The following is a 13,957-nucleotide window of genomic DNA, read 5'->3' on the forward strand; positions in this document are numbered from 1 at the left end:
GCCGGGACACACAATGAAAGCGATCTATTTTACAGGCCACGGCGAAGCCGGACTGACTGATCTGCCGGAGCCAGCATTGCGGCCGGGACACGCCTTGATCGACGTCAGGGCGTCGGGTTTGTGTCACACCGACATAGATGTTTTGCATGGCCGCTATGGGTCCAGCGCATTTCCGCTGGTGCCAGGGCATGAATATGCGGGCATTGTGGTCGCGGTGGCGGAAGACGTGACCAATGTGAAGGTGGGCGACCGCATTGCGGTCGATCCGAATATTCCCTGCGGTCATTGCCGTGCCTGCCTCAAGGGACTGACCAATCTGTGCTCGGACTTAAAGGCCTATGGGGTAACCCATAATGGTGGCTTTGCAGGCATGAGCCTTGTCGATGCCAGCCATCTCCATTCCATTGGCAATCTGCCTTTTGACGTAGCAGCACTCGCGGAACCACTTGCCTGTGTCCTCAACGGTCTTGGCGCAGCGGAACTGAAAATCGGCTCACAAGGTGCCGAAAATGCACTCGTCTTCGGTGCAGGCCCGATTGGCTTGTTGCTAGCCTTATCGTTGAAGGCGCAAAGCGTGCAACAGGTTGCCGTGGCTGACATCAACGAACACCGTCTGACTTTTGTCGAAAGTCTCGGCCTTGAGCCAGTCGTGTCGGGCTCGGAAATGCTGGATAAGCGTAAGCGCAGTTTCGATTTTGTTGCCGATGCGACCGGTATCGCCAAGGTCGTTGAAAGCATGATTGGCTTCACGGCTGACGGTGGTACGGTGCTGGTGTTTGGCGTTTGCGCACCTGACGCGCGGATTTCGATTGCGCCTTTCGACATTTTCCGTCGTCAGATCCGAATTGCCGGGTCACATTCGCTGAACCGCAACATTCCGCAGGCCTTGGAAATCCTGAAAAAGGACAAGGGCGAAATGGCGCGCCTCGTTTCGCATCGGCTGCCGCTCAGTGAAATGCTGTCGTTCTTCACCAAGCACGGTGGCGATCCAGCTACGATGAAAGTCCAGTTCGTACCCGATTGAATTGAAGGAAATCGTCATGACCAAGCTGTCGCGCGCAACGCTCCAGAGCTTCGACAAGGTACACAAACCCGGCTACGATCCAACCGGTTTGAAACCGGGCATCGTGCATTTCGGCGTCGGCAATTTTCATCGCGCTCACCAGGCTGTCTATCTGGACGATCTGTTCGGAATGGGTGAGGGGCACGATTGGGCGCTGGTCGGCGCTGGTGTGCGTGGCAGTGATGATGCCATGCGGGACACGCTCAAGGCGCAAGACTGGCTTACCACAGTTGTCGAACAGGAAGCCGATTATGCGGGGGCAAGGATTACCGGTTCCATGATCGATTATGTAACCATATCGACCGAAGAAGGGCGAAAGGCTTTGATGGCCTATCTCACATCGCCCTCTACTCGCATTGTTTCCATGACGATCACTGAAGGTGGTTATTATATCGATCCGGCCAGCCAGACCTTTGATCCTGCTCATCCTGATATTGTGGCAGATGCCACTCATCCGGACCAGCCAAAGACCGTGTTCGGCTTAATCGTGCAGGCACTGAAACTGCGCAAGACGGCGGGTGTTCAACCTTTCACCGTCATGTCGTGCGATAACATTCCGGGCAACGGGCATGTGACGGAAGATGCCGTCACCGGCCTCGCGAAGCTTAGTGATCCGGCCTTTGCCGACTGGATTTCAGCTAATGTCGCATTTCCGAATTCCATGGTGGATCGCATTACGCCAGCCACTGGTGCACGCGAGCGTGAAATCGCTGCGAAAGATTTCGGGGTTGAAGATGGCTGGCCGGTCTTTTGCGAAGTTTTCAAGCAGTGGGTGGTAGAGGACAATTTCCCCACTGGGCGTCCTGCGTTGGAAAAAGTCGGTGTCACGTTCACTGATCAGGTCGCTGCTTATGAACTGATGAAAATCCGCATTCTGAACGGCGGTCATGCAGCCATTGCCTATCCGGGTGGACTGCTCGACATTCACTTCGTGCATGAGGCGATGGAGCATCCGCTGATCCGGCGCTATCTGGAAAAGCTCAGCAAGGATGAGATCATTCCGGAAGTGCCACCCGTGCCGGATACCAATCTCGAAGACTATCGCATCCTCATCGACGAACGCTTCGCCAATCCAAGCATCGGCGATACGATCCGCCGCCTTTGCCTTGATGGCTCCAACCGTCAGCCGAAGTTCATTCTGCCCACTGCTTCTGATCGGGTGGCAGAAGGCAAGTCTGTGACAGGGCTGGCGCTTGTTTCCGCATTCTGGTGTCGTTACTGCTATGGCACGACCGATAGCGGCACGGTTATTGAGCCGAACGATCCGTCATGGGACCGCCTGAAAAAGCAGGCGGCTCTTGCAAAAAGCAATCCGGCGGCATGGCTTGCGATGGATGATATCTTTGGCTCGCTCGCTTCAAATCCAGCTTATGTGGCGGCTTTTTCATCCGCACTTCTGCGCATCTGGCAGGATGGGACTGTCAAAACGCTCGAGCGTTATCTGGCAAGTGAGCCGCTATAACTGAAAATTACAATGCGCCCGGATAGACCCTTACCGGGCGGTTGTCCTTGACCGACTCCATCACCACAAATGTCGATGTGCTTGCGACATTGGGCAGGCTCGATATCTTTTCGCCCAGCACCTCGCGGTAACGCCGGATGTTGGGCGTTCGCACCTTCAGAAGATAGTCGAAAGAGCTTGCGATCATATGGCATTCTTCGACTTCACGTATCTTGCGCACGGCCGTGTTGAACGCCTCAAGCGCGGCTTCGCGTGTGTCGGAAAGCTTGACCGTCGTGAAGGCGATATGATCGAGACCGAGTTTCTCAGGGTCGATGGCCGCACGAAAGCCGACAATATAGCCTTCATCGACCAGTCGTTTCAGCCTTGCCTGGCATGGTGTCTTGGAAAGACCGACCTTTTTCGAGAGTTCCGTGACAGGAATGCGTCCGTCTTCGCTCAATACTTCCAGAATACGCCGATCGAACTGGTCCAGATCGTCTACAGAATCTATCTTTCGCATTCTTTTAGCCTACTTTGGAGCCTATAATAAGATCGATAATCCTTTATATGGAGCAAATGAAGGCAGAATGCAATTTGCACAAATGATAGTGTGCGCCCACTTAAAGCAGAGCTAAACTGGGCAAAGACGCTCGGGGCTGTTTTCATTTGTGAGCATTGCACCATGACCGACACCATACCCGCTCCTATCAATCCGGTTTTCCAGAATTTTGCGCCGCCGATCCGCGAGCAAAGCGCACTGAGGCAGGCGATTACCGCCGCTTATCGCCGCCCGGAAGCTGAATGCGTTTCCGCGCTGGCTGCACAGGCCGCCTTGCCGGAAGAAACAGCCAAGCAAGTCCGTTCCACGGCTCGCAAGCTGATTGAAGCGCTGCGCGCCAAGCACAAGGGTACAGGCGTCGAAGGCCTGGTTCATGAATATTCGCTGTCGAGCCAGGAAGGTGTGGCGCTCATGTGCCTTGCCGAAGCGCTGCTGCGTATTCCGGACATGGCGACGCGTGATGCGTTGATCCGTGACAAGATTTCGAATGGCGACTGGAAATCTCATATCGGTGGTGGTCGTTCGCTCTTCGTCAATGCTGCAACCTGGGGACTTGTCGTTACCGGCAAGCTGACCAACACGGTCAATGATCGCGGCCTGTCAGCTGCCCTGACACGTTTGATCGCTCGTTGCGGCGAACCTGTCATTCGTCGCGGTGTAGACATGGCCATGCGGATGATGGGCGAACAGTTTGTCACCGGCGAAACCATCGACGAAGCTTTGAAGCGCGCCAAGCCGCTGGAAGAACGCGGCTTCCGCTATTCCTACGACATGCTGGGCGAAGCCGCGACCACCGCTGCCGACGCCGAGCGTTACTACAAGGATTACGAAACCGCCATTCACGCCATTGGTCGCGCTTCCGCCGGTCGCGGCATCTATGACGGCCCCGGCATTTCCATCAAGTTGTCCGCTTTGCATCCGCGCTATGTCCGCGCGCAAAGCGAACGCGTCATGGGAGAGCTGCTGCCGAAGGTGAAGGCGCTGGCCGCTATCGCCAAGTCCTATAATATCGGTCTCAACATCGATGCCGAGGAGGCAGACCGTCTGGAACTGTCGCTTGATCTGTTGCAGAGCCTGATCGAAGATCCGGATCTGGCAGATTGGGAAGGCATCGGCTTCGTGGTGCAGGCCTACGGCAAGCGCTGCCCGTTCGTGCTCGATTTCATCATCGATATGGCCCGTCAGAACAAGCGCCGCGTCATGGTTCGTCTGGTGAAGGGTGCCTATTGGGACGCCGAAATCAAGCGCGCACAGGTTGACGGTCTGGAAGACTTCCCGGTTTATACCCGCAAGGTACATACCGACGTTTCCTACATTGCATGCGCACGCAAGCTTCTTGCGGCGACAGATGCTGTTTTCCCGCAGTTTGCAACGCATAATGCGCAGACGCTGGCCACCATCTATCATTTGGCTGGTCCAGATTTCAAAACCGGAAAGTTCGAGTTCCAGTGCCTGCATGGTATGGGTGAGCCGCTTTATGATGAAGTCGTAGGTGCCGAAAAGCTCGGCCGTCCGGCCCGCATCTATGCGCCGGTCGGCACACATGAAACGCTTCTGGCCTACCTTGTTCGCCGACTTCTCGAAAACGGTGCGAACTCGTCTTTCGTCAATCGCATCGGCGATGAAAGTGTCTCCGTCGATGAGCTGATCGCGGATCCGGTTGATGTCGTTCGCTCAATGGCTGTCGTCGGAGCACGCCACGACCAGATTGCCCTGCCGGAGAATCTCTATGGCGCTCGCAAGAACTCTGACGGTTTCGACCTGTCGAACGAAGTCACGCTCGCTGAACTCAGCAAGATTCTGAAAGACAGCGCTGACCGCGTGTGGACATCGGAACCTCAGCTTGCCGGAACCAAGGTAAAAGGCACCAGCCGCTCGGTTCTCAACCCCGGTGACCGGAACGATGTTGTCGGTACGGTGACGGAGATCGCCGAAGAAGATGTGGCGAAAGCCATGAAAGCTGCACAGAAGGCAACGGCAAGTTGGTCTGCGGTTGCGCCAGCCGAACGTGCGGCTTGTCTTGAGCGCGCAGCGGATATCATGCAGCGTGATATGCCGGTTCTGCTTGGCCTCATCATGCGCGAAGCCGGCAAATCCATGCCGAACGCGATTGCTGAAGTGCGCGAAGCCATCGATTTCCTGCGTTATTATGCAGAGCAGACCCGTCGTACGCTGGGCGTCGGCCACAAGGCGCTTGGACCTATCGTCTGCATTAGCCCGTGGAACTTCCCGCTGGCGATCTTTACCGGTCAGATCGCAGCCGCACTCGTTGCAGGCAATCCCGTGCTGGCAAAGCCTGCCGAAGAAACGCCGCTGATTGCAGCACAGGGTGTTCGCATCCTGCACGAGGCTGGCATTCCAGCGGATGCGCTGCAACTTCTGCCGGGGGATGGCCGCATTGGGGCCGCGCTGGTTGCTGCGGAAGAGACTTGCGGCGTGATGTTCACCGGTTCGACCGAAGTGGCGCGCCTCATTCAGGCTCAGCTTGCCTCGCGCCTGTTGCCGAACGGCAAGCCAATCCCGCTGATTGCCGAGACCGGTGGTCAGAATGCAATGATCGTGGATTCGTCCGCTCTGGCCGAGCAGGTCGTGTTCGACGTGATTGCATCGGCATTCGACAGTGCGGGTCAGCGTTGTTCGGCGCTCCGCGTTCTCTGCCTGCAGGAAGATGTCGCAGATCGTATCCTGACGATGCTGAAGGGCGCGCTCAGGGAACTTTCCATCGGCCGCACCGACAAGCTGAAGGTGGACATTGGGCCGGTTATCACTGATGAAGCCAAGAACATCATCGAAAAGCACGTTCAGGGTATGCGCGATCTCGGTCGCAAGGTTGAGCAGCTTCCGCTTGGTCCTGAAACCCAGAATGGAACTTTCGTTGCACCGACCATTGTCGAGATCAATTCGCTTCGCGATCTGAAGCGGGAAGTCTTTGGCCCGGTTCTGCATGTCGTGCGCTACAAGCGCGATGATATGGAGCGCCTGATCGATGATATCAATGCGACCGGCTACGGGCTTACTTTCGGCCTGCATACGCGCCTTGATGAGACCATCGCCAATGTTGCGGATCGTATCCGTGTCGGAAACGTCTATATCAACCGCAATGTTATTGGCGCGATTGTCGGCGTGCAGCCATTCGGCGGACGCGGCATGTCCGGCACTGGTCCAAAGGCAGGTGGTCCGCTCTATCTCGGACGTCTCGTGGAAACAGCTCCAATCCCGCCGCGTCATAGCTCGGTTCACACTGATCCGGCGCTCAAGGATTTTGCGAAATGGCTTGGCCAACGCGGCATGAACGATCTGGCTCAGGCTGCGCGCGACACCGGTAGCGCTTCGGCTCTCGGTCTTGACCTTGAATTGCCGGGTCCTGTTGGCGAGCGCAATCTTTATGCGCTGCATCCGCGTGGAAATATCCTGCTGGTTCCGCAAACGGAAGCAGGCCTTTATCGCCAGATGACGGCTGCCCTCGCTACGGGCAATACTGTGTATGTCGACGAGGCTTCAGATTTGCGGAATGTCCTGAAAGATGTTCCAGCTTCAGTCGCAGCGCGCACGATCTGGACGAATAACTGGGAATCGGACGCACCGTTCGCTGGAGCGTTGGTCGAAGGGAACGCTGAACGCATTGTCGAGATCAACAAGAAGCTTGCAACGCTTCCCGGACCGTTGGTTCTGACACAAGCCGCCTCCACGGAAGAACTGGCAGACAACCCGGATGCCTATTGTCTCAACTGGTTGCTGGAAGAAGTTTCGACTTCGATCAACACCACGGCAGCTGGTGGCAATGCCAGCTTGATGGCAATTGGCTGATCTCCTTGGGGACAGGCAACAACTAAAAGGCGGCTTAGGCCGCCTTTTTCTTTTATCGATATAAGTTTGCATGGCTGTGCAAATGATAGTTGAAAACAGAATGATTTGATTATTTTTTATAATTTCAGAATAAAATTTACAAAGGCATTGACAGGCTTTCATAAAAGGCAAACACTGTGCACACGCTTGCAAAAGCGTCGGCGTGGAGGCGCCGTATAAAGGGAGGAAAACAATGCGTTCAGCATTTCTGGTTGCGGCGCTGGCCGCAGGTGTATCTTCATTCGCTTTTTCTGCGCAGGCCGCAGGCAATCTCAATCTTATCTGTTCCGCGGACGTGGTCATCTGTGAGCAGATGAAGAACATGTTCGAGAAGGATACTGGCATCAAGGTCAACATGGTACGGCTTTCCTCCGGTGAAACCTATGCCAAGGTGCGGGCCGAAGCGCGCAATCCGAAGACAGATATCTGGTGGGCCGGTACCGGCGATCCGCATCTTCAGGCTGCGGCCGAAGGGCTGACGCTCGAATATAAATCCCCGATGCTCGACCAGCTGAATGATTGGGCCAAGAAACAGGCCGAAAGCTCCGGCTTCCGCACGGTTGGCGTTTATGCCGGTGCGCTCGGTTGGGGTTACAACACCGATATTCTTGCCAAGAAGAACCTGAAAGAGCCGAAATGCTGGGCCGATCTGCTTGATGCGTCCTATAAGGGCGAAATCCAGATGGCCAATCCGAATTCTTCCGGTACCGCCTACACGGCACTGGCAACGCTTGTTCAGATCATGGGTGAAGACAAAGCCTATGATTATCTGAAGAAGCTCAACGAAAATGTATCGCAGTACACCAAGTCGGGCTCGGCTCCCGTCAAGTCGGCTGCGCGTGGTGAAACTGGCATCGGCATCGTCTTCATGCATGATGCAGTATCGATGACGGCAGAAGGTTTCCCGATCAAGTCAGTCGCACCGTGTGAAGGCACAGGCTACGAAATCGGTTCCATGTCGATCATCAAGGGTGCCAAGAATCTCGAAAATGCGAAGAAGTGGTACGACTGGGCGCTGACCGCCGAAGTGCAGTCGCACATGAAAGATGCGAAATCCTTCCAGTTGCCTTCGAACAAATCAGCCGAGGTTCCAAAGGAATCCCCGCGCTTCGAGGACATCAAGCTCATTGATTATGACTTCAAGACCTATGGCGAACCCGCCAAGCGCAAGGAATTGCTCGAGCGCTGGGATAAGGAAATCGGTGCACACGCCAACTGATCTTTCATTGGCTTGAAATCCGGGTGCGCCGCTCTTGTTGTGCGACGCACCTGTCCCGGATGAGGGAACAAGGCAGCGGTTTTCCTGAAATATGCAGGAGCCGGCGCACCTGGAGCATTTCCAGTTTAAATTGAATCATTGGAAATGCTCCATCTCTTTGTTTCTACGCATTATCCTGCGCAAAACCGCTTCGCACTTTTGCTGGAAATGCTCTAGCCATTCCTTGGAAATCCCCGATCTGGAGGGACGCGGACATCCATGAAACAGCATAATCGCAGACTGGATATCGTTCTGGCACTTGCACTCGCGGCATTTGTCTTGTTGCCGTGGTATCGCATAGAAGACGGCTTTCTGAGCTTCGGCTGGCTCGCTGGAATGTTCGGTGATGGTGCAACGGCGCCCGGCCTTTGGCAGATAGCCTTCTTCGGGCGGCCTTGGATTGGCGCTGTTGCTGTATTCATGCTGCTTTGTGCCGGTGCCCGCTTGCTATTGCCTGTTGAACGTCGGAGCGGTGTTCTGATATGGGCGAGCCTTCTTGGTGTACTTGTCCTGACGCTGCAAGGCTTGGCCATCGGCTTTTCCGGCTGGAACTGGACCATCAGTGAAAACCTGTTCGGCGCACTTTCTGAAGGCCAGCCAGCCTTCGGCGCTGGAGCAATCCTGACAGGTCTCTGCTTTCTGCTGATTTTCTCGTTTGGTCTCGCAGAACGCGGCGTCATGAAGGGGGACGCTTTTGTCGTCTCTTCCATTACACTGCTGGTTGCATTGGTGGCTGTATTCGTCTTCTATCCTGTTATCAGCATGTTTGCAGGGTCGGTGCAGGATTTCGACGGTTCTTTCAAACCTGAGGGGTTTATCGGCAATATTCAGGATTCCTCAATCTGGAGTCTGGCCTGCGTTATCGGCGAAGGGCGATGTGGCGTTGCATGGCGCACGTTATGGCTGGCTCTGATGACTGCGACTGGTTCTACAGTGCTGGGGCTTGCCTTTGCACTGGTTGCGACCCGCACAGGCTTCCCTTTCAAGAAAGGCTTACGGCTTCTCACCATATTACCGATCATCACGCCGCCCTTCGTTGTCGGTCTTGCATTGACGCTGCTTTTTGGCCGCGCAGGCGTGGTGACGGAACAGATTTCCAATATATTCGGGGTGGAGCCGGGACGGTGGCTTTATGGCCTCACCGGCATATGGATCGCGCAGGTCCTGTCTTTCACCCCGATTTCCTTCCTCGTACTTATCGGTGTTGTCGAGGGTGTGTCACCGTCGATGGAAGAAGCATCTCAAACTCTGCGCGCTGATCGCTGGCGTACGTTTCGCAGGGTTTCTCTGCCGCTGATGGCACCGGGGCTTGCCAATGCGTTTCTCATTGCTTTCATCGAAAGCATGGCGGATTTCGGCAATCCTATGGTGCTCGGAGGCAGCAATGGCGTGCTTTCGACTGAAATCTTCTTTGCCGTGGTTGGTGCGCAGAACGATCCATCGCGCGCGGCAGTTCTCGCAATCGTGCTGCTCTGCTTTACATTGACTGCGTTTCTTATCCAGCGCGTCTGGCTCTCAGGCAAGAACTTCGCAACTGTGACCGGCAAAGGCGATTCCGGTATGCATGCCGGGCTGCCACGCGGCCTAAAGATCGGCGTTTATGCCCTTGTCATTCCTTGGATGATTTTCACTGTCGTTGTTTACGCGATGATCCTTATTGGCGGCTTCGTGCGTCAGTGGGGGCTCGACAATACATTGACAGTCGAGCACTACGCGCGGGCGTTTTCCCTCAATTGGACAGAGAGTGGCATTGCGTGGACCGGTGTGGCATGGAATTCATTCTGGACGACGATGGAAATCTCGCTAATCTCGGCTCCGCTGACTGCTGCTGTCGGGTTGCTGACGGCCTATCTGATCGTTCGCCAGCGCTTTGTTGGACGGAACGTCTTCGAATTCGCCTTGATGCTGAGCTTCGCAATTCCCGGCACCGTCATCGGCGTCAGCTACATCATGGCTTTCAATCTGCCACCGCTTGAAATGACTGGCACGGCGCTGATCCTGATTGCATGTTTCGTCTTCCGCAACATGCCAGTGGGTGTGCGTGGCGGCATCGCAGCAATGAGCCAACTCGACAAGAGCCTCGACGAAGCCTCGCTGACGTTGCGGGCAAACAGCTTCCGCACGATCCGCAAAGTCATTCTGCCACTGCTGCGTCCCGCAATCACAGCTGCATTGGTCTATTCCTTCGTGCGTGCCATCACGTCCATCAGCGCGGTTATTTTCCTCGTTTCGGCGCAATACAACATGGCGACATCCTACATTGTCGGGCTGGTCGAAAACGGTGAATTCGGCGTGGCTATCGCTTATTCATCGATGCTGATTGTCGTGATGATCGTGGTCATTACAGGCTTCCAGCTCCTCGTGGGTGAACGCAAACTCAGGCGCGAGAACCGCGTTGCGGCTGTCCCCCCCGTCAAAACCGTTCGTCAGGAGAAAACCGCATGACTGCGATCCGTCCCGGCTCCGTTACATTTGAAAATGTCACCAAGAAATTCGGTAATTTTACCGCCTTGCCCGATCTGTCCCTGACCGTCGAGCCGGGAACTCTGGTGACGCTCCTTGGACCATCCGGTTGCGGCAAGACGACGACATTGCGGCTGCTGGCTGGGCTTGAACATCCGACTTCGGGTCGCATTCTGATCGGTGGCAAGGATGTGACCAATCTGCCAGCCAATGAGCGGGATGTGTCCATGGTCTTCCAGTCCTATGCACTCTTTCCGCATATGAACTCGCTCGACAACGTGGCCTACGGCTTGGAATCTTCAGGTTTGAAAAAAGCGGAAGCGCGCGAACGTGCGGAAGAGGGGCTGAAGCTCGTCGGTCTTGCAGGAATGGGGCATCGCCTTCCGGCAGAACTGTCGGGTGGCCAGCAACAGCGCGTGGCCGTAGCGCGCGCGCTTGTGCTTGAACCGCAGGTTCTGCTTCTGGACGAGCCGCTTTCGAACCTCGACGCTCGCCTGCGCCGCCGTGTGCGCACCGAAATTCGCGAGCTTCAGCAGCGGCTCGGGTTTACCGCCGTCTATGTCACGCACGACCAGGACGAGGCGCTCGCTGTCTCCGATACGATCATCGTCATGAAGGAGGGCAATATCGCACAGAAGGGAAGCCCTCGTGATCTCTATGAAACACCGGCCTCAGCCTTTATCGCGGATTTCATGGGAGAGGCGAATGTTGTGCCGTGTGAGGTGATGACGGCAGATGGGGGCGAAGCTGTCATTCGTGTGGGCAGCCTGACCCACCGGGTTACCGCGCGCAACGCTCGACCAGGTCCGGCGCAACTTGCTATCCGGCCCAACGCGGTGACCTTGCAGCCAAAGGCTGGCGGCGGATTCCCCGGAAGGGTTGCCCATTCGGCCTATCTTGGCGATCATATCGAGTATGAAATCGAGACCGAGCACGGCAAGCTTTTCATTGTCGATCCGGCGGTCGAGGAGGCTCTGCCGCCGCAAACCGATGTATCGATCGAGTTCAAAACGCGCGGACTTGCCATTATCAATCAATAGGCGCAAAAACGTCGCGCCTTTCTTTATCTCTCATCGGAAAATCATCATGACTTCCCATCCCCGACAGGAACTAGAAGCGCGGCTGGCGCTTGCCGAAAAGATCGCGCGCGAGGCGGGCGCCAAGGCCCTCGACTATTTCAAGCAGCGTGAAACACTGGTTATCGAAACCAAGCGCGATCCGCAGGATGTGGTGTCGATTGCCGACAGGGACGTTGAACAGCTTATCCGTGCCCGTGTGTCGGAAGCGTTTTCTCAGGATGGTTTTCTGGGAGAGGAATACGGGTTGAATGAAGGCACTTCGGGTTACACATGGGTTGTGGATCCTATTGATGGCACCAGTCCTTTCGTCAACGGTATGCCGAACTGGTGTGTTTCCATTGCCGTTCTGAAAGACGGCGAGCCCGTCATCGGCGTAATCCAGGCGCCGTGCTTCGACGAACTCTATGCTTCGGCAAAAGGCTTGGGTGCAACACTTGATGGAAAGAAGCTGGTTCTCGATCCGAGCCGCACGATCCGTAATTCGGTGACGGGTATCGGCGCCAACAACTACGTAACACCACAGGTTGTTGCAAAAATCGTAGAAGACCTGCTTGAGGCGGGCGGAACCTTTCTCCGTAATGGTTCAGGCGCACTGATGATCGCTTATGTCGCGGCTGGCAGGCTGGTCGGATATTATGAGCCTTATATGCATGCCTGGGATTGCATGGCAGGCTTCTGTCTCGTGCGTGAGGCGGGAGGTTATGTGCATCCTTTTCCGGTAGACGGAGAACAGCTCACCAAAGGCAACAAGGTCTTCGTGGCTGCACCCGGAGCGGTGGAAGATCTGAGAAAAATCGCGCGTTTAAGCCCGAGATAAGCAAGGAGAGGACAGAAACAAAGAACGCCTAATTTCCTAAACTGTTTGTTTCGGTTTAGCTGAGAGGCCCTGATAACGTACTCGTGAATGTGTTTTATTTAACTAATGCAGGCCGCAATAATATGCTGGCATAGTGTTTCATTTGAAGGAAGGAAGCCTATGTCGGCAAACGGATGGACAGCTGCATATCAACCGATCATGCTCAGTATTTTACGTATCGTGGCAGCTCTTGTACTCTTCAGTTATGGTACGGAGAAGATACTTGGCTTTCCTTCAGGCCGTTCGCCAGCAATGTTCTCATTGTCGTGGACCGCGGGTGTCCTTGAGCTTGTTTTGGGCTTCACGCTGCTAATCGGTCTTTTCAGCCGGTTTTCTGCCTTCATTCTCTCGGGCCTGATGGCATGCGCCTATTTCATCGCTCATGCATCCCAAAGCTTTTTCCCAGGCCAGAATGGCGGTGTTGCTGCAATCCTGTTCTGCTTCATTTTTCTTTATCTGTTTATTGCCGGACCTGGCCCCCTGAGCATCGATGCATCGCGGGCGAACAATGCGCTGCCAGCCGGCCGATAGCGACGAACGACAGCTTATTGAAAAGCCCCGGATCCGGGGCTTTTCTGTTTACGGATTGTCGCGTTTGAAAATCCAGTCATGGTCGGGATGGTTCTTGAAGCGCCATTTGCGCAAGGGACCGGCCATCACATTGAGATAATACATCTCGTAGCCATAGGGCGCGCCACATGGATGGTGGCCTTTTGGTACAAGCACGACGTCTCCGTCAGAGACCGCCATGGTTTCATCAAGGCTTCCGTCTTCGGTGAAAACACGCTGGAAGCCGAAGCCCTGCGCCGGGTTGAGACGGTGATAATAGGTCTCTTCCAGATAGGTCATATGCGGGAAATTGTCTTCGTCGTGTCTGTGGGGTGGATAGGACGACCAGTTTCCCTGCGGTGTGAATACCTCGGTAACAAGAAGGCTATCGGCAACATCGCGGCTTTCCATTGCGATATTATGGATAAAGCGGGTATTGGCACCTTTTCCGCGTTGTTCAAGTGTCAGGCTTTCCGGCCCAAGCTTCTGTGCCTTGCGACCTGGCTTGCCCGGTGCGGTGCAAACAGCCAGAACACAATCTGTCGTGGCGGTTGCATGCCAGTCGCTTTCAGCAGGCACATAGAGGCAGTGTGGCGGCAGTTTCTCGAACACGTTTATGCGCTGGCCCATCTCGCCGAAATCCTCGCCAGAAGCGGAAATCTTTGCCTTGCCTTCCACAAGAACAAGGATCACCTCCGTCGATCCGGTCTTTTCGGAGACACTCTCGCCGGATTTGAGACGATAGAGCCCGAACCCGACATAACCCCATTTGGCGCTTTTCGGAGTGATGTCGTGGACCTTGCCATGCTTGCCGTTGGGCTTGCGTAACAAATTGGCCAT

At 55.3% G+C, this 13,957-nt stretch carries 10 protein-coding genes; 8 read left to right on the top strand and 2 right to left on the bottom strand.

The window, feature by feature from the left end; genetic code table 11:
- Positions 1-13 precede the first annotated feature (13 nt).
- Together AC1RHM_RS12315 and AC1RHM_RS12320 are read left to right on the top strand one after the other, a co-directional pair.
- Entirely contained in the window at positions 14-1,024 is a 1,011-nt protein-coding gene (locus tag AC1RHM_RS12315; protein WP_010659035.1) for a zinc-dependent alcohol dehydrogenase family protein, read from the top strand.
- Positions 1,025-1,040: 16 nt separating this feature from the next.
- Entirely contained in the window at positions 1,041-2,525 is a 1,485-nt protein-coding gene (locus AC1RHM_RS12320; protein WP_010659034.1) for a mannitol dehydrogenase family protein, read from the top strand.
- A 7-nt stretch (positions 2,526-2,532) separates the two neighbouring features.
- Here the strand turns inward: AC1RHM_RS12320 and AC1RHM_RS12325 are convergent, their stop codons facing one another.
- A complete protein-coding gene (locus tag AC1RHM_RS12325; protein ID WP_010659033.1) occupies positions 2,533-3,027 on the bottom strand; it encodes an Lrp/AsnC family transcriptional regulator in 495 nt (164 codons plus the stop codon).
- A 162-nt stretch (positions 3,028-3,189) separates the two neighbouring features.
- Here AC1RHM_RS12325 and putA point away from each other — a divergent pair, with 162 nt between their 5' ends.
- The 6 genes from putA (at position 3,190) to AC1RHM_RS12355 (ending at position 13,099) form a co-directional block, all read left to right on the top strand.
- Complete coding sequence (gene putA / locus AC1RHM_RS12330) at positions 3,190-6,873, top strand: trifunctional transcriptional regulator/proline dehydrogenase/L-glutamate gamma-semialdehyde dehydrogenase (protein ID WP_010659032.1); 3,684 nt, start codon at positions 3,190-3,192, stop codon at positions 6,871-6,873.
- A 232-nt stretch (positions 6,874-7,105) separates the two neighbouring features.
- A complete protein-coding gene (locus tag AC1RHM_RS12335; protein WP_010659031.1) occupies positions 7,106-8,131 on the top strand; it encodes an ABC transporter substrate-binding protein in 1,026 nt (341 codons plus the stop codon).
- Between the two features lie 258 nt (positions 8,132-8,389).
- Positions 8,390-10,615: an ABC transporter permease gene (locus AC1RHM_RS12340; RefSeq protein WP_010659030.1), complete on the top strand. Its 2,226-nt coding sequence runs from the start codon at positions 8,390-8,392 to the stop codon at positions 10,613-10,615.
- Positions 10,612-11,673, top strand: coding sequence for an ABC transporter ATP-binding protein (locus AC1RHM_RS12345; RefSeq protein WP_010659029.1), 1,062 nt, complete (start codon positions 10,612-10,614; stop codon positions 11,671-11,673). The genes AC1RHM_RS12340 and AC1RHM_RS12345 overlap by 4 nt, the downstream gene beginning before the upstream one ends.
- Before the next feature lie 46 nt (positions 11,674-11,719).
- Entirely contained in the window at positions 11,720-12,529 is an 810-nt protein-coding gene (locus tag AC1RHM_RS12350) for an inositol monophosphatase family protein (protein WP_010659028.1), read from the top strand.
- 159 nt (positions 12,530-12,688) lie between these two features.
- Positions 12,689-13,099 carry a DoxX family protein gene (locus tag AC1RHM_RS12355; RefSeq protein ID WP_010659027.1) on the top strand — a complete coding sequence of 137 codons (411 nt, stop codon included), beginning with the start codon at positions 12,689-12,691 and terminating at the stop codon, positions 13,097-13,099.
- A 48-nt stretch (positions 13,100-13,147) separates the two neighbouring features.
- Here AC1RHM_RS12355 and iolB read toward each other — a convergent pair whose 3' ends face one another.
- Complete coding sequence (gene iolB, locus AC1RHM_RS12360; protein WP_010659026.1) at positions 13,148-13,957, bottom strand: 5-deoxy-glucuronate isomerase; 810 nt, start codon at positions 13,955-13,957, stop codon at positions 13,148-13,150.

It is taken from the genome of Brucella sp. GW823-FHT04E01 (assembly GCF_058796175.1).

What these genes read in the sequence shown, in the direction of transcription:
- AC1RHM_RS12315 (WP_010659035.1), top strand. Translation starts at nt 14, where the DNA reads ATGAAAGCGATCTATTTTACAGGCCACGGCGAAGCCGGACTGACTGAT.
- AC1RHM_RS12355 (WP_010659027.1), top strand. Translation starts at nt 12,689, where the DNA reads ATGTCGGCAAACGGATGGACAGCTGCATATCAACCGATCATGCTCAGT.
- AC1RHM_RS12345 (WP_010659029.1), top strand. Translation starts at nt 10,612, where the DNA reads ATGACTGCGATCCGTCCCGGCTCCGTTACATTTGAAAATGTCACCAAG.
- AC1RHM_RS12320 (WP_010659034.1), top strand. Translation starts at nt 1,041, where the DNA reads ATGACCAAGCTGTCGCGCGCAACGCTCCAGAGCTTCGACAAGGTACAC.
- AC1RHM_RS12325 (WP_010659033.1), bottom strand. Translation starts at nt 3,027, where the DNA reads ATGCGAAAGATAGATTCTGTAGACGATCTGGACCAGTTCGATCGGCGT.
- AC1RHM_RS12335 (WP_010659031.1), top strand. Translation starts at nt 7,106, where the DNA reads ATGCGTTCAGCATTTCTGGTTGCGGCGCTGGCCGCAGGTGTATCTTCA.
- putA (WP_010659032.1), top strand. Translation starts at nt 3,190, where the DNA reads ATGACCGACACCATACCCGCTCCTATCAATCCGGTTTTCCAGAATTTT.
- iolB (WP_010659026.1), bottom strand. Translation starts at nt 13,957, where the DNA reads ATGGCCAATTTGTTACGCAAGCCCAACGGCAAGCATGGCAAGGTCCAC.
- AC1RHM_RS12340 (WP_010659030.1), top strand. Translation starts at nt 8,390, where the DNA reads ATGAAACAGCATAATCGCAGACTGGATATCGTTCTGGCACTTGCACTC.
- AC1RHM_RS12350 (WP_010659028.1), top strand. Translation starts at nt 11,720, where the DNA reads ATGACTTCCCATCCCCGACAGGAACTAGAAGCGCGGCTGGCGCTTGCC.